The organism is Arthrobacter sp. AL12 (assembly GCF_029960645.1).
In the GTDB taxonomy this organism is placed as follows: domain Bacteria; phylum Actinomycetota; class Actinomycetes; order Actinomycetales; family Micrococcaceae; genus Arthrobacter.
Map to the genome: position 1 here is coordinate 19333 of NZ_JASBQY010000015.1, position 21685 is coordinate 41017.

Genomic DNA, 21685 nt, shown 5'->3' on the forward strand with positions numbered 1-21685 from the left:
GATACCTCCCGGGCGGGAGGGCCCGCCTTGACTATGATCTAACGATGACCTCTTCGAGTTACTTCCGTTTCCCGCATCTGCACGGCGATCTGGTCACTTTCGTGGCCGAGGACGACGTCTGGATTGCGCCCCTCGGCGGGGGCCGCGCCTGGCGCGTTTCCTCGCTGCAGCTGCCGGCCCGCAATCCCCGCTTCACGCCGGACGGCAAGCGCCTCGTATGGACGGTCATTCAGGGTACGGCCCCGGAAGTTGTCACGGCGGACGTCGACGGCGGCGGCTACCGGCAGTTGAGCTACTTCGGCCACGCCACCACCAAAGTTAAGGGCTTCACCCCCGACGGCGACGTCCTGGTCACGAGCGCCTTCCGCCAGGCCGACAGCCGCCTCGCCCACGCCTACAGCCTGCCGGTCAGCGGCGGCTGGGCCGCCGAACTCCCGCTGGGTCCGGTGGAGTCCGTGGCCTTCGGGCCGGTCGTCGGCGACGAACGACCCGTCGTCCTCGCCAGTGTCCTCTCCCGGGAGCCCGCGTGGTGGAAGCGCTACCGGGGCGGCGCTGCCGGCAAGCTCTGGATCGACGCCGACGGAAACGGCGAATTCGAACGCCTCGCCGCTGAACTGGACGGCAACCTGACAGACCCGATGTGGGTCGATGGCCGGATCGCCTTCCTCTCCGACCACGAGGCCTACGGCAACCTCTACTCCGTACTCCCCAACGGCTCCGACCTTCGCCGCCACACCGACCATGAGGACTTCTACGTCCGGCATGCCGCCACCGACGGCCGGCGTGTCATCTTCGAATCCGCCGGTGAGCTGTGGCTGCTGCCGGACCTCGGCTCGGAGGCCGTCAAACTTGAGATCTCCCTGGGATCCGCGTCCCAGGCCCGCCGCGGCGCGCCGCTGAAGCCGTCGAAGCACCTCGGCGAGGTGGTGCCGGACCGTACCGGCGGCTCCAGCGCCGTCGAGTCCCACGGCACCCTGCACTGGCTGCGGCACAAGGACGGCCCTTCGCGCGTCCTCGAAGCCACCCCCGGTGTCCGGGCCCGCCTGCCCCGCCCGTTCGGCGCGGGCCGGATCGCCTACGTGGCCGACCATGACGGCGTCGAAGCCCTCTACCTGAAGGCGATCGCGGCGCCCCTGGAGACGGGATCCCCGGCTTCCGCCTCCCCGGCTTCCGGGACCCCGGACGCGGGAACCGCCGCCGGGCACGAGGCCGGGCAGCCGGCCGCGCCGGCCCCGCAGCAGGCAGCCCGTCCGGGCGGGGAGTCCGACGCCGCCACGCACCTGCCCAGCCCGGTCCCGGCCGCAGCCAACGCACGGCCGGGCACCGTGGCCGCGGTCCCGGCAGCGCGTCCGGCCGCAGCTACCCCGGCCACTGCCGACGACGCTGCCGACACCGCCGGGCCTGCGGAAGGCACCGTCCCGGCGACGCAGGAACCGTCCGGCCGCCTGACCAGGATCGAGTTCCCCAAGCCGACCAGGGCCAGTGCCATCGAGGCCAGCCCGGACGGCAACTGGCTCGCCGTCGGCACCGCCTTCGGCGACATCTACCTCGCCGACACCCGGACCGGCGCCCTGTCCGTCGTGAGCAGCATCGGCGAGGGCAGCATCGAAGGCTTCAGCTGGTCTCCGGACTCGGCCTGGCTGGGCTGGTCCGAGCCGGTCACCTCCTTCGGCTCCCGCAGCCGGCTGCGCATCACCGGTGTGGACGACGCCGGTATCGCAGCGGGCGGGGAACGCACCATCATCGAGGTCACCGACGGGCGCTTCCGCGATGAATCGCCGTCGTTCACCCCGGACGGAAAATACCTGGCGTTCCTCTCCAACCGCAGCTTCGACCCGGTCTACGACGGTCACTCCTTCGACCTGTCCTTCCCGAGCCCGATCAAGCCCTACCTCGTGGCCCTCGCCGCGGACACTGCCTCGCCCTTCGGCCCGAGCGTTGACCTGCAGGACGACGCCGGCACCGACGCCGGTGCCGGCACCGACGCAGAGGGTGCCCACCAGGACCAGGTGCCCGCGGTCCGGGTCGACGCCGAAGGCCTGGCCCACCGCGTCATCAGCGTGCCGGTGCCGCAGGGCAACTACTCGGCCCTCACGGCGACCGACGGTGCCCTGCTCTGGCTCGACCACGAGCTTTTCGGCGTCACCGGCGACGGCCGTGCCAGCCTCGAGGACAAGAACGCGGCGCCCTGCCTCGTCCGCTTCGACCTGGCCCGGCGCAAAACCACCACCATCGTGGACGCCCTGGACAGCTACCGGCTCTCCGGCGACGGCGAGAAGGTCGTGGTCCTGCAGGACAAGCAGATCCGCGTCTCGCCCGCCAACGCCAAGGCGGACGAGGAAGCCGGGCAGCTGGTCAAGGTCGACCTCAGCCGCATCCGCGTGCTGCTCGACCCGCTCAGCGTCTGGGGACAGGCCTTCGACGAGGCCTGGCGGCTCCAGCGCGACTTCTTCTGGGCCGAAGACATGGCCGGGCAGGACTGGGATTCGGTGCACGCCCGCTACCGTCCGATCGTGGACCGGCTCGGCTCGCACGATGACCTGGTGGACCTGCTGTGGGAGCTCCACGGTGAGCTGGGCACCTCACACGCCTACGTCCGCCCCTTTGCTGTCACCGAGAACGGCAGCAACGGCCAGGGCCGGCTCGGCGCGGACCTCGCCTTCACCGGAGCGGGCTGGGAGATCACCCGGATCCTCGCGGGGGAGTCCTCCGACCCGCTCGCCACCTCGCCGCTGACCCGCCCCGGCGCGGACGCGAAAACGGGCGACGTGCTGCTGGCGATCGACGGCGTCGAGCTGACCGCAGTGCGCACGCCCGCCATGCAGCTGGTCGGCGCCGCGGGACGTGCCGTCGAGCTCACGCTGCGCAACGGCGCCGGGCACGGAAGCCAGGCTGGGAGGCAGCGCCGGGTGGCCGTGGTCCCGGTCAGGGACGAGGAGCGGCTGCGGTACCAGGAGTGGGTGGCCGGGAACCGCCGGACCGTCCGGCAGGCCTCACAGGGGACTTTTGGCTACCTGCACATCCCCGACATGATGGCCAACGGCTGGGCCCAGCTGCACCGCGACCTCGACACCGAGACGGCCCTTGACGGGCTGATCGTAGACGTCCGGCGCAACCGCGGCGGGCACACCTCCCAGCTCGTCGCGGAGCTCATCGGCCGCAAGGTCACCGGCTGGAGCATGCCGCGCGGGGAGCGGCCGCGGACGTACCCGCACCACGCACCGCGGGGACCGGTCATCATCCTGACCGACGAATTCGCCGGATCCGACGGCGACATCATCACCCAGGTCTCCAAGCTGCGGGGGATCGGCCCGGTCATCGGCACCCGGACCTGGGGCGGCGTCGTCGGCATCGACAACCGCTTCGCCCTGGCCGACGGGACCGGCGTGACCCAGCCGCGCTACGCCACCTGGTTCTCCGGCGGCGTGGGCTGGGGGGTCGAGAACTTCGGCGTCGCCCCCGACATCGAGGTGACCTTCCCGCCGCACGCGTACGCCGCCGGCACCGACCCGCAGCTGGAATACGGCATCGGCGCCCTGAAGGAAATGATCCAGGAGCTGCCCACCGACCGGCCGCCCCTGCGCGAGGGCTACCGCCAGGTCCGGCCTGCCCCGCTGCCGGCCCGCCAGCCCGGCAACTAGGCCGCCGCTCGCCTGCCGGGCAGCCGCCCGCCGATGCCTTAACGGCGAAGGCCCCCGTTCCCAAGTCAGGGAACGGGGGCCTTCGCCGTTAAGGCATCGGAAGCTAGGAGGCCAGGGTGGCGTCCAGGGTGATCTTGATGCCGGTCAGGGCGGCCGAGACCGGGCATCCCACCTTGGCTTCTTCCGCGATCCGCTGGAATTCGTCCTCCGTGATCCCGGGGATGCGCGCGCTGACGGTCAGGTGGCTGTCCGTGATGCCGGTACCAGGCACGAAGGTGACATCAGCCTTGGTGTTGACTTCCTCGGGCGTGTGGCCGGCCTGGGCGACGGCGAGGCTGAACGCCATGGAGAAACAGGCCGAGTGTGCCGCGGCGATGAGCTCTTCGGGGCTGGTCTTGCCCTCGGAGGCCTCCGCGCGCGCTTTCCAGGTGACATCGAAGTTGCCCAGGCCGGAGCTGTCCAGCGTGGTGTTGCCGGCGCCCGTCATCAGGTCGCCATTCCATACAGTGTGTGCGGTGCGTGTAGCTGCCATGTCCACTCCTCAAGTTCGTTGAAATCCCGCAGACCCGGCGAAGCCGGATCATGCCGTGTCCCATCCTAGGGATTCTGCGGCCTCGGCGCACCGGTGTCCGCTATCGGAGGATTGTGACCACGTACAGTGTCGACATGGACAACAGCGACCCCGGCGCCGCGCCCTCGGTGCGCATCGCCACGATCATGGTCAACGCGGTGGACGCGGAGCGCCTGGCAGCATTCTGGGCGGCACTGCTGGGCACCCCGGTTTCGGCGCGCCTCGAACAGTTCGTCTGGCTCCGCCCTGCCGGCCCAGGGGCCCCGCAGCTGGCCTTCCAGCAGGTCGGGCTGCCCACCGGGGGAAGGCGCCGGCTGCACCTGGACATCCACGGGCCCGATCCCCGTGCGCTGCGTGCCCTCGCCGAGTCGCTCGGTGCCGGGTTCGTGGAGGGTAATGACATCGGCGATTTCCTCTGGGACGTGATGCAGGATCCCGAGGGCAATGAATTCTGCATCGCCGGCGACTGAGGTTCCGGGAGAACGACGACGGCGACGCACCCCGTGAGGGTGCGTCGCCGTCGCCGCTGGCGGGAGGGCTGTTTCCGGCGGGAGGTCTACGTCCAGAGGGTGGCGATGGCCACGTTGAGCAGGGCCAGTCCGCCGACGGCGTGCGCGAGGCCGTTGCCGACCTCCTCGCCCTTCTTGTACTTGCGCCGGCCGATGAACGCCAGGACGCCCACGGCCAGGGCAACGGCCAGCTTGACGCCGAGTTTGGCGTAGTTGGCATCCATGTCCAGGGCCGGGATGAGCCCCATCATCGCGATGCCGGTGAGGAGCTGCAGCATGGCGCCGTCGAACTGGCGCGGGTGCACGGTGGGCTGCTTCATCTGCCCAATCCAGATGCCCACGATCATGGCGGCGCCGACGATGTGCAGGAAGACCATGACGTTATAGACGATATTCATGGCATCAGTCTGACATGAAAATTTCCGGGACCATGTGTGGGTGACTGGCCTCGTGGGGTAGGCGTTGTAGCCGGTGGTTATCCGGTCTGTTGCAGGGGCTCGAGGATGACCTGGTAGCCCAGGGACTCGAGCTGACCGATCGCGCGGGCTTTGGTTTTGGCTGGTGCCTGACGGGTGAAGTAGTCGGCGCCGGGGTCCTTGTAGAGTTCGCCGGTGGTAAGCATGTGCCAGGCTGCGGTGAGCATGGCGTGTTCGACCGCGACGAGTGCTTTGGAGGGTCCCCGCCGGGCGGTGATGCGCCGGTACTTAGCGGAGAAATAGGTGTTCTTTGACCGTGCTGCCGAGAGCGCAGCGATGCCCGGGGCTCCTTTGAGGTAGCGGTTACCGGGGCGTGTTTTCGTGGACTTGACCCGCCCGGCGGATTCGTTGGACCCCGGGGAGGTGCCGGCCCAGGATGCCAGGTGCCCCGCGCTGGGGAACACGGTCATGTCGGCTCCGGTTTCGGCGATGAAGACCTCCGCGATCGTGGTGCTGAATCCCGGGATGCTGATCAGGAGTTCCCGGGCCAGACGAAAGGGCGCGATCGCCTCCTCAATCCTGGCGCTCAGGGCCTCGATGTCGGCGGTGTGGGCGTCGATCCGGTGCAGATACAGTTCCGCCATGTAGCGGTGGTGGCGGCTGAGCCGGCCGGTCAGCGCATCGGTGAGCTCGGGGATTTTTGAACGCATCCTGCGCTGGGCGAGCTCTGCCAGGGCCGCCGGATCGTCCTGGCCTTTGATCAGTGCCTGCAGCATGAGACGTCCGGAGACGCCGGTGATGTCCGAGGCCACCGAGGAGAGTTTGATGCAGGCGTCCTCGAGGAGCTTCTCCAGGCGCTGGATCTCCCGGGTCTGTTCCCGGGTGATGATGGTCCTGGCCCGGGTCAGGTCCCGCAGTTCCCGGATCGGGGGCGGGGGCACGAAGGAGGCACGCACCAGCCCGTGGGCACCCTGATCGGCCAGCCAGGCGGCGCCGGAGACATCGGTTTTGCGTCCCGGAACGTTCCTGGCATCGCGGGCGTTGACCAGGATCACGGCCAGGCCCTCGTCCTCGAGCAGGTAATAGAAGGGCCGCCAATAATCACTGGTCGCTTCCATCACCACCAGGCTCACCTGCTCCTTGAGCAGGAAGTCCTTCAGGTCCAGGATCTGCCCGGTCATCGCACCCCAGGTGGTGGCCGTTGACGTCGTGGATCTGGGCCCGCGGCCCTGGATACGGACGCAGACCTTCGCGTCCTTCTTCGAAACATCAATGCCCGCGCACCGCGGGTGGATCACTTCCATGGCGGATCACCCTTCCCAGTCCGTCCAGCAGGAAAAAGAGAGTATGCGTTCCGGGGAGGACGGATGGAACAACAACTCTGACATCCGGGCTCAACGGCAACAATCCACGGTCCCGCGGACAAAAAGCTGTGTCCTCCACCCACAAACTAGCCCACAGGCTCACCGGCACCATAGACGCATCGGGGTCGACCGAAACACACACAACAAGTCTGATTCAGAGCCTCAGAAAGCACCAGAGATCCATCAGCGCCAAGAGGACATCACCGCATTTTCCATGCCCACGGCGGAGCGAAGCGCCCCTCAGAAACTAGCCAGAGGATTCTACGCTCCGTAGTAAGACCCGCCCGGTCTGGCGACGCGCCACGCCGGCCAATAAAACGGCGACGGCGGCGCGGGTTCCGGTGGTTTCCCACCGCTGTCCGCACCGCCGTCGCCGTCGGTATTCCTTGCCCTTGGAGGCTAGAGCCCCAGGTCGGCTTCGAAGGCGCCTTCCTCAAGGCGTGCCTTCAGCGTCTGCAGGAAGCGTCCCGCGTCGGCGCCGTCGACCAGCCGGTGGTCGTACGTCAGGGAGAGATACATCATCGAGCGGATGGCCAGCGAGTCATCGCCGTTCTCGTCGGCGACGACGACGGCCCGCTTGACGATCGCCCCGGTGCCGAGGATGGCAACCTGCGGCTGGTTGATGATCGGAGTGTCGAACAAGGCGCCCACGGAACCGATGTTGGTGATGCTGAAGGTTCCGCCGGAGAGCTCGTCCGGGCCGATCTTGCCGTTGCGGGTGCGGTCCGCGACGTCGGCGATCTTGCCGGCCAGGCCGGCGAGGTTGAGGTTGCCGGCGTCGGCGATGACCGGCACCAGCAGGCCCTTGTCCGTGTCCACCGCAATCGCCAGGTGCTCGGCGTTGTGGTAGGTGATCTCCTGCTTGTCCTCGTCGTAGGAGGCGTTGACCTTCGGGTGCTGCTTCAAGGCCTCGGCCACAGCCTTGGCGATGAACGGCAGGAAGGTCAGCTTGGAGCCGTTCTGGGCCTGGAAGGAGTTCTTGGCCTTGGCGCGCAGCTTGGCGACCTTGGTCATGTCGACCTCGTGCACCTGGGTCAGCTGGGTGGAGATATCCAGCGACTCACGCATGCGGCGGGCAATGACCTGGCGGATTCGCGGGGCCTTCTGCACGGTGCCGCGCAGCGAGGACTGGTCAGCGGAGGGACGCGCCGCCGGAGCAGCGGACGGAGCCGGGGCCGCGGGGGCAGCCACAGCGGGCGCGGGGGCAGCCTTGGCTTCTGCCGCGGCCAGCACATCCTGCTTGCGGATGCGGCCGCCGACGCCGGTGCCGGCCAGCGAGGAGATGTCCACGCCCTGCTGGTTGGCCAGCTTGCGGACGAGCGGAGTGACATAGCCGGACTCCGCGGCCGCGGCGGGGGCAGCAGCGGGCGCAGCCGGGGCCTCCTGCTTCGGGGCTTCCTGCTTGGGGGCCTCCTGCTTCGGGGTTTCCTGCTTGGGGGCCTCGGCCGGGGCAGCTTCCTGCTTCGGAGCAGCTGCCGCTTCCTTCGGGGCTTCCTTTGCGGGAGCTGCCGCGGGAGCCGCACCGGAACCGATCACGGCGAGGACCGAGCCGACCTCGGCCGTTTCATCCTCGGCGACACGGATTTCCTGCAGGATGCCGGCAACCGGTGACGGGATCTCGGTGTCGACCTTGTCGGTGGACACCTCAAGCAGCGGCTCGTCAACCTCAACGGTGTCGCCAATGCTCTTGAGCCAGCGGGTGACAGTGCCTTCGGTGACGCTCTCGCCCAGGGCGGGGAGCGTGACTTCGTGGCCTTCGCCGGCGGGAGCAGCGGCCTCGGCGGCGGGTGCTTCAGCTTCGGGGGCCGGCGCTTCTGCGGCGGCCGGGGTCTCGGCGGCGGGTGCCTCAGCCTCGGCTGCCGGCGCTTCCTCGGCCGGTGCCTCGGCGGCGGGGGCTTCGCCCGAGCCGGCGGAACCGGAGCCGTCGCCGATGCGCACCAGCGGCGCGCCAACTTCAGCGGTCTCGTCTTCGGCGACGAGGATTTCCTCGATCACGCCGGCGATCGGAGAGGGGATCTCGGTGTCTACTTTGTCGGTGGAAACCTCGAGCAGCGGCTCGTCCACCTCTACCCGGTCACCTACCTGCTTGAGCCAGCGGGTGACGGTTCCTTCGGTGACACTCTCACCGAGGGCGGGCAAGTTAACGGATTCAGACATGTCGTCCCCGTTCTCCTTATTGATCTTTGTGCGGATGATTGCTGCCTTGGTCGAGCTTAGTGCACCCGGCGTTTCGGGCCGGGTGCACTAAGCACGGAGGTCTTGCGGTGGTGCGGGCCGAACTATCAGCCGTGGAGGGGCTTGCCGGCCAGAGCCAGGTGGGCCTCGCCCAGGGACTCGTTCTGGGTCGGGTGTGCGTGGACCAGCTGGGCGACGTCCTCCGGGTAGGCTTCCCAGTTCACGATCAGCTGGGCCTCACCGATCTGCTCACCCATGCGAGCGCCGATCATGTGGACGCCGACGACGGGGCCGTCCTTCTGGCGGACCAGCTTGACCAGGCCGCTGGTGCCCAGGATGGAGCTCTTGCCGTTGCCGGCGAGGTTGTATTCCTGGGTCTGGATCTGGTCGTCACCGAACTTGGCCTTGGCGGCAGTTTCCGTGTAGCCCACCGTGGCGATTTCGGGCTCGGAGTAGGTGACCTTGGGGATGTTGACGTCGTCGACGACGACCGGCTTGAGGCCGGCGATTTCCTCGGCGACGAAGATGCCCTGCTGGTAGCTGCGGTGTGCCAGCTGGACGCCGGGGACGATGTCGCCCACGGCGTAGACGTTGCCGACACCGGTGTGCAGGCGCTCGTTGGTGATGACGAAGCCGCGGTCGATGGTGACGCCGGCCTCCTCGTAGCCAAGGTTGGCCGTGACCGGGCCGCGGCCGACGGCGACGAGCATGAGGTCGGCTTCGAAGGTCTTGCCGTCCACGAGGGTGACCTTGACGCCGTCGCCGTTCTGCTCAACCCCCTGGAAGAAGGTGCCGGTGGAGAACTTGATGCCGCGCTTCTTGAAGGCGCGCTCGAAGGCCTTGACGATCGTCGCGTCCTCGTTCGGGACCAGGGAGGGCAGGCCCTCGATGATGGTGACATCGACGCCGAAAGACTTCCAGACCGAGGCGAACTCGACGCCGATGACGCCGCCGCCCAGAATGATCGCGCTCTTGGGGATGAAATCCATGGTGAGGGCTTCGTCGGAGGTGATGACCTTGCCGCCGATTTCCAGGCCCGGCAGCGAGCGGGAGTAGGAGCCGGTCGCAAGAACAATGTTCTTGCCCTTGTACGCGGTGCCGTTCACGACGACGGTGTCGGTGCCCTGGAGCTTGCCTTCGCCCTCGATGACGGTGATGCTTTTTTTGCCCTTGATGAGACCTTGCAGGCCCTTGAATTTGCCGGCAATGATGCCGTCCTTGTAGGCGTTGACAGCGGTGATGTCGATGCTGTCCAGGGTGACGTTGACGCCGTACTTGGCCGAGTCACGGGCGTGGTCGGCCAGTTCCGCGGAGTGCAGCAGGGCCTTGGTGGGGATGCAGCCGTTGTGCAGGCAGGTGCCGCCCAGCTTGCCCTTTTCGATCAGGCCGACGGTGAGGCCGAGCTGAACGGCACGCAGGGCAGTAGCGTAGCCGCCGCTGCCGCCGCCGAGTACCAGGATGTCGAATTCTTGCGCAGTTGCCTGATCGGCCACTAAAACGCTCCCTCGCGTGAACGATGACACGAGAGTACGCATCATCTGGTCTTGGAACTTCCCTGCCGTGATTATGCCAGCAGGTAAGTTCCCTTTCATTTGTGACTACCGGTGTTCACCTTAGCGAACCACTAATACATGCTCCACCTTGCCGTGGCGTTTGTGGAGCGCTTGTGTCCAGTGTCACGCGGCCTGGCGGGCGGGCAGGCTGCCGGCCCACCAGGCCGCGCGGACGGCTGGGCGGATCGTGCCTAGGCGGTTTTTGCCAGGATGTCCTCGACGTAGGCCACCAGCGTGCGCACGGTGCAGCCGGTGCCCTGCTTGTGGTTGTAGCCGTAGGGGCTGCCGTTGTTGAACGACGGGCCCGCGATGTCGATGTGGGCCCAGGGGATCGGCTCGCCGTCCTTGCCCTTGCCCACGAACTCGCGCAGGAAGACGGCCGCCGTCATCATTCCGCCGTGGCGTTCGCCAATGTTGGCGAGGTCCGCGACCTGGGAGTCGAGGCTGGGGCGCAGCTCTTCGGGCAGCGGCATCGGCCAGGCCAGCTCGCCGGCGCGGTCCGCGGCCGCCTTGAGCGGGCCGGTGACGGAGTCGGCGCCCATCAGGCCGGCGGTGCGGTTGCCGAGGGCGACCAGCTGCGCGCCGGTGAGGGTGGCGACGTCGATGATGGCGTCTGGGAACTCCTGGCTGGCGGCGACGATGCCGTCCGCCATGACCAGCCGGCCCTCGGCATCGGTGTTGAGGACCTCGACGGTCTTGCCGCCGAACATGGTGAGCACGTCGGCCGGGCGCTGGGCGGCGCCGGAGGGCATGTTCTCGGCGATGCAGAGCCAGGCGGTCGCCTTGACGGGCAGGCCGAGTCCGGCGATGGCCAGCACGCTGTTGAGGACGACGGCGGCGCCCGCCATGTCGGACTTCATGTCGCCCATGCCGAGGGCCGGCTTGATCGAGATGCCGCCGGTGTCGAAGGTGATGCCCTTGCCCACGAGGGCGATCTTGGCGGTGGCCCGGACGGGCGAGTACTCGACCTTGACCAGGCGCGGCTGCCGGGTGGAACCCTTGCCGACGCCGAGGATGCCGCCGAAGCCTTCCTTTTCCAGACGCTTCTCGTCCCATACGGTGACCTTGACGGGCAGTCCCTTGGACAGTTCCTTGGCGGCGTCCGCGAAGGATTCGGGGTAGAGGTGGCTCGGCGGCTGGTTGACCAGGGAGCGGGTGGCGTTGACGGCCTTGCCGATCAGCGCGGCACGGTCCAGTACCGGCAACAGGGCCTTGTTGGCGGCAAAGTCCGTGACAATCACGACGTTCTTGACGGGATCCTTCAGGTCCTCCCTGGAGGAGCGGTATTCGGTGAAGGAGTAGGCGCCCATCGCGGCGCCCTCGGCGACGGCGGCAACGTCGCCGAGTGACGCCGTCGGGAGGGCCAGGGTGACCGTGCCGAGGCCGGCCAGCTGGCGGACGGCCGAGCCGGCGGCGCGGCGGAGGGCCTCTTCGGTGAGCGGCTGCGCGGCGGAAATCTTTCCGACGCCGGCGAGCACGAGGACTTTCGCCCCGGCCTCGCCCGGGCCCGGGAGGCGGTGGGCCTGGTCGGCCGCCCCGGTGATGCCAAGAACACTCAGTGATTCCGCCAGGGCTTCGGCGGCCTTGGCCGTCAGGGGGTTGCTGAGCAGGACAGGGCCGTCCTTGCCCTGCCCGACGCCGATGACAAGGGCGTCGCTGGGGGACTTCTTAAGGTCCCCTGCGACTGCACTAAGTTTGACTTCAGTATTCTTGACCACGAGGACAGTCCTCAATTCTCTGAGTAATTTCGGCAGGAACTTGCATGTTCTTCCGCCCTGCCTTGGAGCCTGGGCCGCCGCCGGTTTGAGACGTAACCCAGGTGTCTGCAAGCCGTCATAAGGCCAGCTCCGATCGTAGTCTCTCCGCGGCGCGGGTGTTCAATTGAATGAGAGCTGGAGCACACCCCGATCAGGAATGAGCTGACACTCCGCCGTGTTGTACCCGATATCAGCGCTGGCGCCCCGCAGGGCCCGTCCGGCTGCCCACTGACTACGAAGAAAGGAACATGCCGTGCTTGAACGGATTTCCGGCTCCCTGCTGGACCCCGAATCGCTTTACCTGCGTGATGACGCGCTGTTCCAGAGCCCGGAGCTGCGCGGGCTGAACCTCGTCATGGGCTTCACCGGATTCGCCGACGCAGGACACGTCGTCCGGCAGATCACCGCCGAACTGCTGGACACGCTGGACACCGAGATGGTGGCCGAATTCGACGCCGACCAGCTGATCGACTACCGGTCCCGCCGCCCGCAGATCAGCTTCGTCGAGGACCACCTGCAGGACTACCAGGCGCCGCGCCTGGCCCTGTACCGCCTCGTTGACGGGCTCGGCAGCCCGTTCCTGCTCCTGGCCGGATTCGAACCGGACCTGCAGTGGGAGCGGTTCGCGCGCGCCGTCGTGGGCATCGTCGAGGAACTGGACGTCAACCTCGTCACCTGGATCCATTCCATCCCCATGCCGGTCCCGCACACCCGTCCCGTCGGAGTGACGGTGCACGGCAACCGACCGGACCTCATCGAGGGCATCTCGGTGTGGAAACCCACCGTCGAGGTTCCCGCCGCCGTCGGCCATATCCTGGAACTGCGGCTCTCGGAGGCCGGCCGCAACGTCGCCGGCTACGTGATGCACGTGCCGCACTACCTCGCCGAGGCCGAATACCCGACGGCCGCCGTCGCCGGACTCGAATACCTCGGGGCGGCCACCTCGCTGATGCTGCCCGGCGACCGGCTCCGCGAAGCAGGTCGGGACGTCGGGCGCCAGATTGCCGAGCAGATTGAGGCCTCGGAGGAGGTTCAGCAGGTGGTCGCGCGGCTCGAAACCCGGTACGACGAGAACGCCGAGGGGACCGTCCGCCGGTCCCTGCTCGCCGATGAGAACGACCAGCTGCCCAACGCCGATGACCTCGGCGCCGCCGTCGAGGCCTACCTGGCGCGTAAAGAACCCGGCGAATAAATACTATTTTTCTCTCCGCTGGGCATAATGGGGGAGTGACTTCACCCCGCGCCTGGCTGATCTGGATCGTCGGGGTCTTCGCGTACCTTGTGGCGGTCAGCCAGCGCACCTCGTTCGGTGTGGTGGGGCTGGAGGCCACGGAACGCTTCCACGCCAGCGCGGCCGAAATCTCCTTCTTCACCGTGCTGCAGCTCCTGGTCTACGCGGCCCTGCAGATTCCGGTCGGCATCCTCGTGGACCGCTTCGGCTCCCGGGCCATGATCGCCGGCGGCGCCGTCCTGATGGGTCTGGGGCAGCTTCAGCTGGCCTTTGCCGAGAACATCCCCGGCGGTGTGCTGGGCCGGGTCCTGGTAGGCGCCGGCGATGCGATGACGTTTATCGCCGTGATCCGGATGATTCCGATCTGGTTCGCCGCCGCCCGCGTCCCGCTGCTCACCCAGCTGACCGGAATGTCCGGCCAGCTCGGCCAGCTCTTCAGCGTGCTGCCTTTCGCCCTGATCCTGAACCTCGCCGGCTGGACCCCCGCGTTCCTGACGCTCACGGCCATGTCCGTCCTCGCTGTGGTGCTTGTACTGGTCCTGCTCCAGAACCGGCCTCCCGGGCACCCGGCTCCGGAACCGGCCCAAGGGCTGCGCGCCACCGGGATCTCCATCTCCCATGCCTGGCGGCAGCCCGGCACCCGGCTGGGGCTCTGGAGCCACTTCACGGTCCAGTTCAGCGGCACCGTCTTCGCGATGACCTGGGGCTACCCCTTCCTGATTTCGGCGCAGGGCCTGGAAACGCCGGCCGTTTCGGCGCTGATGACGCTGTACGTGGCCGCGGCCATCGCCGCCGGGCCGCTGATGGGCAGCTTCGTCGCGCGGCACCCGCTGCGGCGCTCCACCATGGTGCTGCTAATTTCCGCCGCCACCGCTGCGGCGTGGGCGGCGGTGCTGCTCATTCCGGGACGCTCCCCGCTGTGGCTGCTGGCCGGGCTGGTGGTGGTGCTCGCCATCGGCGGCCCCGGTTCCATGATCGGCTTCGACTTTGCCCGCACCTTTAACCCGGCCCACCGGATCGGTACCGCGACCGGGATTGTGAACGTGGGCGGCTTCATCGCCTCCCTCATCGCCATCTACCTGATCGGCCTGGTCCTGGATGTGCTGCACGCCACCGGCTTCTCGCAGGGCGAGCTGTATGGGCTCGATCCGTTCCGGATCGCCCTGAGCGTGCAGTTCCTGCTGCTCGCCGGCGGGGCCGGAGCCATCGTTGTCAGCCGCCGGAAGGTACGGAAGCAGATGGCGGCCCAGGGCGTCCGGGTGCCGCCGCTGCTGGCGGCCCTCGCCGAACAGCGCCGGCGCAGCGCAGAGCGGCGCCGCACGCCCTGACCGCGGAAACCCGGCCCGGCCTGCCGCCGGGCCCACGCCATGCTGTGACCCGGGTTGTCCACATAGGCCACGCCGGCCCTAACGCGGGCCTGTCCGGGCCGCGAAGCTGGCTTCATGACAGCTCCCGATCACCTGAGAATTACCGGCCCGGAGGACATCCTCGGGTTCATCCCGCATTCCCTGGGCTACTGGCCGGCCCGCAGCCTCGTGGCCATGACCATGCAGGGCAAACTTCTCGGCGCCACGCTGCGGGTGGACCTCCCGGGCGACGGCGGCAGCCCGGACTGGTCCGGCACTCCCGGACCGGCAGGCTTTGCCCGTTCCGTGGCGTCCTATCTGGCGGCCGACGCCGATGCGGACGGCTCACTGCTGGCCCTGTTCACCGAAACTGACGGGGACGGCGCGCCGTGGGCGGAACTTCTGGCGGCGCTGGAAGTCACACTGGCTGACGCCGGCATGCCCGTGCGGGACACCTGGCTGGTCGGAGCCGACTACTGGCGCAACGCCTACTGCCTGGACCCGTCCTGCTGCGCACCACCCGGGCGTCCCGTGGAGGAGATCAGGAACAGCAGGCTCAACGCCGAGATGGTCTACCGCGGCAGCACCGTGGGAGCGGCTCCCGGCGCCGCACTGCTCACGCCGCCGCCGGGTCCGCCGGATCCCGCCGTGCTGGAGGCCCAGCAAGAGTGGGCGCAGCTGTTCTCCGCCCTCGTGCGGGACAGGTGCCAGTTCGGCCAGGTTCTGGACGTGTGGGCGCGGGTGCTGCAGGCCCCCGCACCGACACTGTCCACGGCGCTCACCGGCTACCTGCGCGCGACCCTGTGCGTCCCGTCCTGGCGCGACGCGGTGCTGGTGATGGCGGCTGCCGGGCCGGAGACCGCTGAGCGGGGGGCAGAGGACTTCGGTGTGTTCGACGGCGGGCGACCGGATCCCGGAGAGGGCGGTCCCCGTCCTGCCGCCGGACCCTTGTCGCGGCCGCCGGCTCCGATGCCTCCGCTGGATGGCTTCCCGCCGCCCGGCCCGGCGCCCAGCCGACAGAGCTCCAGGGGCGGTAGCTCCAGGAAAGAGGGCGCCGGGCGAGACGGCACCGAACGTGGAGGCGGCCATGAGCGGCCGGAAGTTCCCGGGTACGGTGAGGTCCTGCTAGGTCTGGCGCCCCCGCTGCCGGACTGGGCCTGGATGGCACGCCTGGACCGGGTGCTGGAGCAGCTGGGCGCCGCCGGCGGTGAGGCGGGAGCCGCTGCGCTGACGGGGCGTGGCTGGATTGAGTGGTGCCGCGGCAAAGGATCCTTCGCCGATGCACTCTTCCGCCGCGCGGACCAGGAGTTCCCGGGCTACCGGCTGGCCGAACTGCTGGCGGAGCTGGTCAGCCGCGGGACGCTCTGCGGCTGGGCGGCCAGGAGGGAGGCGGCCTGGCAGCGGTTCGAGCCGGACGTTGCCTGACAGGCTCGCCAACGACAAGCCACTGTCGACCACCGCAGACCAGCGCCGACCAACACCCGGCCCCCGCCGGGCAAACGCCCGGCCACCCCCGGGCAAACGCCCGGCCCCCGAGTAAACGCCCGGCCACCTCCGGGCAAACCCCCGGCCACCTCCGGGCAAACCCCCGGCCACCTCCGGGCAAACCCCGGGCGAACACTGTGGGCTGTGCGGGCGCCGACGGATATCGCGGCCCGCGTCCCGTGTCGGTTCCGATTAAGAAAACCGTGAGACAATGGTTGCCGAGACCCGGTTGGGTCCGTGTATTAAGTGCTTGTAGTGGACCGTGGAAACAGGGAACATTACGGTCGCCCCGGGAGTTCTACTTAGTGGCTCTTCTGGTCGTGATTGCACTTGATGTGAAACACGGACTTGACAGGGTCATAGTGGTGTTGCCCGTATGGTGATTCCACAGACCGCCGCTAGAAAGGTTTTCTGTGACCCCGTCTTCCGCGAAGAAGGAACCCGCCGACCAGGCCGTATTGTCCCCCGAGGAGAAGAAGGCGGCGACGAGCGCCAAGCGCGCCGCCACGCGTGCAGCCAACAAGGCCGTCAAAGACGCAGCCTTGGCCGAAGGTGACACCACCGCATCGGCAGTCGCCAAGCCTGAACCCAAGAAGCGCGGGCCCAAGCCCGGCGCTAAAGCCGCGGCGCAGGCCGCCGGCAAAGCCAACGGTGACGACGACACCGATGAGGAGGCCGAGGTCGACCTCGACGACGTCGTCGTGGAGGCTGTCGAGATCGGTGAGGACGGGGAGGAAATCCCCGCCAAGGCCGCCGCGGCCGCTACCGGCTCCGGCTTTGTCTATTCCGACGCCGACGACGACGACGCCCCCGTGCAGCAGGTCATGTCCGCCGGCGCTACCGCCGACCCCGTCAAGGACTACCTGAAGCAGATCGGCAAGGTCGCCCTGCTGAACGCCGAGCAGGAAGTCGACCTTGCCCTGCGCATCGAGGCCGGCCTCTTTGCCGAGGAAAAGATCAACGCCGACGACGGAACCATGGATCCGAAGCTCAAGCGTGAGCTCGAATTCGTCATCCACGACGGCAAGCGTGCCAAGAACCACCTGCTGGAGGCCAACCTCCGGCTCGTGGTCTCGCTGGCCAAGCGCTACACCGGCCGCGGCATGCTGTTCCTGGACCTGATCCAGGAAGGCAACCTGGGCCTGATCCGTGCGGTCGAGAAGTTCGACTACACCAAGGGCTTCAAGTTCTCCACCTACGCCACCTGGTGGATCCGCCAGGCCATCACCCGCGCCATGGCCGACCAGGCCCGCACCATCCGCATCCCGGTGCACATGGTGGAAGTCATCAACAAGCTAGCCCGTGTGCAGCGCCAGATGCTGCAAGACCTCGGCCGTGAACCCACTCCCGAAGAACTGGCCCTCGAACTGGACATGACACCCGAAAAGGTCGTCGAAGTCCAGAAGTACGGGCGCGAACCGATCTCCCTGCACACCCCGCTGGGCGAGGACGGCGACTCTGAATTCGGTGACCTCATTGAGGACTCCGAGGCAGTGGTCCCGGCCGACGCAGTGAGCTTCACCCTGTTGCAGGAACAGCTGCACTCGGTGCTGGACACCCTCTCCGAACGCGAAGCCGGCGTGGTGGCGATGCGCTTCGGCCTGACCGACGGACAGCCGAAGACTTTAGACGAAATCGGCAAGGTCTATGGGGTCACGCGTGAGCGGATCCGCCAGATCGAATCCAAGACCATGTCCAAGCTGCGGCACCCGTCACGGTCCCAGGTCCTCCGGGACTACCTGGACTAGGCACGCAACAAACAACGCGGGGTCATTTCCGGCCCGATCCTCCCCGGAGGATTGGGCCGGAAATGACCCCGCGTTGTTTGTTCGGTGAGAATCGGTGTTCGACAACCGCGTTCGAAAACGTTGTTCGGCAACGGAGTTTGACAGAGTCGGTCGTTAAGACGGAAAGAGCCCCTCCGGAACCGGAGGGGCTCTTTCTCTTGTGGTCTAAGCGACCGGACTCTAATCGACCGGGACTGCCGGCTTCTCGTGAAGGCGGCCCGTCTCGTCGTGCCAGTCAGAGCTGAGCGGCCTGAGCGTCGGTTCTACGGCGCGGGCGTGGTGGCCGCAGAAAAGAAGCTCACCTCCGGAGGCGCCGAGAACAACCCGGACATACGCCTGTGCTCCGCAACGATCGCACCGGTCGACGGTGGTGAGTGTGCGGTCCGCAACTGCTGTTGTCATGTTCGGCCTCCTTAGTAGATCGGTATACCTATATAACCAGCATTCGCAGCGAAACCACGGCACGGATGGCTCACTTTCGCTGTACGCGTATCACGTCTCGGTAACGGGTTCCGGCGTCCGCGGCGCCGGAAGAGTGGCGGCACGCCGGACGACGGCACTCCGACTACCCTAGGAAGAGCGCCAAAACCTCTGTCCGTCCAATGGCGACGGTTCCGTTCCTGAAGGAGTTTCCGCCCCGTGGCACCAAGTTCTGACTACACCGCCCGGCACCTCTCCGTACTGGAAGGCCTCGAGGCCGTCCGCAAGCGACCGGGCATGTACATCGGTTCCACCGACTCCCGCGGTCTCATGCACTGCCTCTGGGAGATTATCGACAACTCCGTCGACGAGGCCCTCGCCGGGTTCGGCCATGACATCAAAATCATCCTGCACGCGGACAACTCGGTGGAGATCCACGACGACGGCCGCGGCGTCCCGGTGGACATCGAACCGAAAACCGGGCTCAGCGGCGTCGAAGTCGTCTTCACCAAGCTGCACGCCGGCGGCAAGTTCGGCGGCGGATCCTACACGGCCTCCGGCGGGCTGCACGGCGTGGGCGCCTCCGTCGTGAACGCCCTGTCCGCCCGGCTGGACGTCGAAGTGGACCGCGGCGGCAAGACCTACAAGATGTCCTTCCGCCGCGGCGAGCCCGGCCGTTTCAAGGACACCGGCACCCGGCTGGACCCTTCCTCGGTCTTCTCGCCCTTCGTCGACGGTTCAGTCCTGGACATTGTGGGCAAGGCCAAGCGCGGCGTCACCGGCACACGGATCCGCTACTGGGCGGACCGGCAGATCTTCACCCCGGACGCCAAGTTCTCCTACGACGAACTCGCCGCCCGCGCCCGCCAGACCTCCTTCCTGGTCCCGGGCTTGAAACTCACCGTACGGGACGAGCGCAAGCTCCCCGGCACCCCGGGCGAGTTCGGCGGGCACGAGGAGATCTTTCACCACGACGGCGGCATCTCTGAGTTCGTCGAGTACCTCGCCGCCGACCCCGCCGTCACGGACGTCTGGCGTCTGCACGGCTCCGGCAAGTTCAAGGAGACCGTCCCGGTCCTGGACGACAAAGGTCACAGCCAGCTGACCGAGGTCGAGCGGGACTGCGAGGTCGACGTCGCCCTTCGCTGGGGCATCGGCTACGACAGTACGGTGCGCACCTTCGTCAACATCATCTCCACGCCCAAGGGCGGAACACACCAGACCGGCTTCGAACAGGCGCTCCTCAAGACGTTCCGCAAGGCGGTCGAGACCAACGCCCGCAAACTGAAGGCCGGCAACGACAAGATCGAGAAGGACGACATCTTCGCGGGACTCACCGCCGTGCTCACCGTCCGGCTCGCAGAGCCGCAGTTCGAGGGCCAGACCAAGGAAATCCTGGGCACCTCTGCCGTGCGGGCCATCGTCGCGAAGGTCGTGGAACAGGAAATCACCTCGAAGCTGACCTCGTCCCAGCGCAACGACAAGGCCCAGTCGGCGCTGCTGCTGGAAAAGGTCGTCAGCGAGATGAAGTCACGCATCTCCGCCCGCGTCCACAAGGAAACCCAGCGCCGCAAGAACGCCCTCGAGACGTCCTCCATGCCCACCAAGCTCGCGGACTGCCGCACGGACGACGTCGCGCGCTCCGAGCTGTTCATCGTCGAAGGCGACTCGGCGCTCGGCACCGCCAAGCTGGCGCGCTCCTCCGACTTCCAGGCGCTGCTGCCCATCCGCGGGAAGATCCTCAACGTCCAGAAGGCCTCGGTGGGAGACATGCTCTCCAACGCCGAATGCGCCGCGCTCATCCAGGTGGTGGGAGCCGGCTCCGGCCGGAGCTTCGACATCAGCGCGGCCCGGTACGGCAAGGTCATCCTGATGACCGACGCCGACGTCGACGGCGCCCACATCCGCACGCTCCTGCTCACGCTGTTCTTCCGCTACATGCGGCCGATGATCGAGGCAGGCCGGATCTTCGCGGCCGTCCCGCCGCTGCACCGGGTGGAGGTCATCAACGCCGGCCAGAAGGCCAACGAGATGATCTACACCTACTCGGAGGCGGAACTGCACCTCCTGCTGGCGAGGCTCGCCAAGGAAGGCAAGCGGTACAAGGAGCCGATCCAGCGCTACAAGGGCCTGGGCGAAATGGACGCGGAGCAGCTGGCCGAGACCACGATGGACCCGCGGCACCGCACCCTGCGCAAGGTCGGGATCGAAAACGCCAAGCACGCCGAAGAGACCTTCGACCTGCTGATGGGATCCGACGTCGCGCCCCGCAAGGACTTCATCATCGCCGGAGCGGCGGGCCTCGACCGGGAGCGCATCGACGCCTGACCCCGGACCTTGGGGCGCGGTGGCGGCCGGAATTGTCCGTGCCGCAGCCGGATCACGTCAGTGGCCAAAGGCCCTCTAACCCGGCATGCCTCTATCCGATAGTGTCGTCGCGCGGCCCCGGGCAATGACGCCCGGGGCCGTATTCCGCAGCATGAATCCCGGAGACCCCTATGAGGCAAACTCGGAATATCCAGCGTGCGGCCATCGCCGCCACGATCGGGCTGGCGGTCAGCTTCGCGCCGCCGGCCCTTGCAGCACCCGCAACCAACTCGGGCGCCCTTCGCTCCGCGGTGTCGGCAGCAAACATCATGACCCACCTCAGTGCCCTTCAGAAGACCGCGGATGCCAACGGCGGCAACCGCGCGGCCGGGACATCGGGCTACGAGGCCTCCGCCCGGTACATCGAAGGTCAGTTGCGGGCAGTCGGCTACACCACGGCCCGCCAGCCTTTCACGTACGAGCGGTACTCCAGCCTCAAAGCCACTCTGGCGCGGGTGTCGCCGACGCCGAACGTTTATAGCTACGAAAAGGACTTCCTGGACCTGGACCACTCCGGTGATGGGGACGTCACCGAAGCAGTGACGGGCGTCGACCTGAACCTGATCGGTGACCGCGCGTCGACCAGCGGCTGCGAGGCGGGCGACTTCGCCGCCTTCCCGACGGGAAACATTGCCCTGATCCAGCGCGGCACCTGCACCTTCCGGATCAAGGTGGACGCGGTCGCCGCCGGGGCCAAGGGTGTCATCATCTTCAACCAAGGCAATGTTGTGCCTGATGAAGACCGCACCCTTCTGTTTGGCGGCATGGTGGGCTCGCCGAACTTCGTCCGTTTCTTCTATGACGGCGACGGCTCGGCGTTCGGCGAGAAGGGACCCAACGGCTCCGCATTGGTGGAGAAGGTCTTCCTGGCCTCCTTCAAGTCCCAGAGCCTGCCCGTGGCGCCGACGGCCTTTGACGGACGGTCCGACTATTCCGGTTTCATCAACAACGGCATTCCGGCCGGCGGCTTGTTCACCGCGGCGGAAGACCCGAAGACGGAGGAGGAGGCGGCAATCTTCGGGGGGGGGGGGGGCAGCAAAGATTGCCCATGACGAGTACTACC

15 protein-coding genes are annotated in these 21685 nt (G+C 67.6%); 8 read left to right on the forward strand and 7 right to left on the reverse strand.

Annotated features, from left to right (window positions below):
* Positions 1-44 precede the first annotated feature (44 nt).
* A complete protein-coding gene (locus QK291_RS14810) occupies positions 45-3641 on the forward strand; it encodes a S41 family peptidase (protein ID WP_282383241.1) in 3597 nt (1198 codons plus the stop codon).
* Positions 3642-3744: 103 nt separating this feature from the next.
* Here the strand turns inward: QK291_RS14810 and QK291_RS14815 are convergent, their stop codons facing one another.
* Positions 3745-4173 (reverse strand): OsmC family protein, encoded by a 429-nt coding sequence (locus tag QK291_RS14815; protein WP_056431323.1) that lies wholly within the window; start codon positions 4171-4173, stop codon positions 3745-3747.
* Between the two features lie 134 nt (positions 4174-4307).
* Between QK291_RS14815 and QK291_RS14820 the strand changes: the two genes are divergently transcribed.
* The gene (locus QK291_RS14820; protein ID WP_282383257.1) at positions 4308-4682 is read left to right on the forward strand and encodes a VOC family protein; all 375 of its coding nucleotides are present in this window, start codon (positions 4308-4310) and stop codon (positions 4680-4682) included.
* An 86-nt stretch (positions 4683-4768) separates the two neighbouring features.
* On the opposite strand, the gene QK291_RS14825 is transcribed toward QK291_RS14820, so the two are convergent.
* The 5 genes from QK291_RS14825 to QK291_RS14845 all read right to left on the reverse strand — a co-directional run bounded on the left by QK291_RS14825 (position 4769) and on the right by QK291_RS14845 (position 11947).
* A complete protein-coding gene (locus QK291_RS14825; RefSeq protein ID WP_282383259.1) occupies positions 4769-5119 on the reverse strand; it encodes a hypothetical protein in 351 nt (116 codons plus the stop codon).
* Between the two features lie 77 nt (positions 5120-5196).
* On the reverse strand, positions 5197-6441 hold the full coding sequence (locus QK291_RS14830) for an IS110 family transposase (protein WP_282383261.1): 1245 nt from the start codon (positions 6439-6441) through the stop codon (positions 5197-5199).
* 459 nt (positions 6442-6900) lie between these two features.
* Entirely contained in the window at positions 6901-8658 is a 1758-nt protein-coding gene (sucB, locus tag QK291_RS14835; RefSeq protein ID WP_282383262.1) for a 2-oxoglutarate dehydrogenase, E2 component, dihydrolipoamide succinyltransferase, read from the reverse strand.
* Positions 8659-8783: 125 nt separating this feature from the next.
* Positions 8784-10169 carry a dihydrolipoyl dehydrogenase gene (lpdA, locus tag QK291_RS14840; RefSeq protein WP_282383264.1) on the reverse strand — a complete coding sequence of 462 codons (1386 nt, stop codon included), beginning with the start codon at positions 10167-10169 and terminating at the stop codon, positions 8784-8786.
* A gap of 251 nt (positions 10170-10420) precedes the next feature.
* A complete protein-coding gene (locus tag QK291_RS14845) occupies positions 10421-11947 on the reverse strand; it encodes a leucyl aminopeptidase (RefSeq protein ID WP_282383265.1) in 1527 nt (508 codons plus the stop codon).
* A gap of 292 nt (positions 11948-12239) precedes the next feature.
* Here QK291_RS14845 and QK291_RS14850 point away from each other — a divergent pair, with 292 nt between their 5' ends.
* The 4 genes from QK291_RS14850 to QK291_RS14865 all read left to right on the forward strand — a co-directional run bounded on the left by QK291_RS14850 (position 12240) and on the right by QK291_RS14865 (position 17796).
* Entirely contained in the window at positions 12240-13178 is a 939-nt protein-coding gene (locus QK291_RS14850) for a PAC2 family protein (RefSeq protein WP_282383266.1), read from the forward strand.
* A gap of 35 nt (positions 13179-13213) precedes the next feature.
* Positions 13214-14545: an MFS transporter gene (locus tag QK291_RS14855; protein WP_282383269.1), complete on the forward strand. Its 1332-nt coding sequence runs from the start codon at positions 13214-13216 to the stop codon at positions 14543-14545.
* Between the two features lie 114 nt (positions 14546-14659).
* The gene (locus QK291_RS14860; protein WP_282383274.1) at positions 14660-15988 is read left to right on the forward strand and encodes a DUF4192 family protein; all 1329 of its coding nucleotides are present in this window, start codon (positions 14660-14662) and stop codon (positions 15986-15988) included.
* 473 nt (positions 15989-16461) lie between these two features.
* Positions 16462-17796 (forward strand): RNA polymerase sigma factor, encoded by a 1335-nt coding sequence (locus tag QK291_RS14865; RefSeq protein WP_282383277.1) that lies wholly within the window; start codon positions 16462-16464, stop codon positions 17794-17796.
* A gap of 219 nt (positions 17797-18015) precedes the next feature.
* Here the strand turns inward: QK291_RS14865 and QK291_RS14870 are convergent, their stop codons facing one another.
* Positions 18016-18237: a hypothetical protein gene (locus QK291_RS14870; RefSeq protein WP_282383279.1), complete on the reverse strand. Its 222-nt coding sequence runs from the start codon at positions 18235-18237 to the stop codon at positions 18016-18018.
* Between the two features lie 237 nt (positions 18238-18474).
* Between QK291_RS14870 and QK291_RS14875 the strand changes: the two genes are divergently transcribed.
* On the forward strand, positions 18475-20583 hold the full coding sequence (locus tag QK291_RS14875; protein ID WP_282383282.1) for a DNA topoisomerase IV subunit B: 2109 nt from the start codon (positions 18475-18477) through the stop codon (positions 20581-20583).
* A 170-nt stretch (positions 20584-20753) separates the two neighbouring features.
* Positions 20754-21674, forward strand: coding sequence for a PA domain-containing protein (locus QK291_RS14880; RefSeq protein WP_282383284.1), 921 nt, complete (start codon positions 20754-20756; stop codon positions 21672-21674).
* Positions 21675-21685 lie beyond the last annotated feature (11 nt).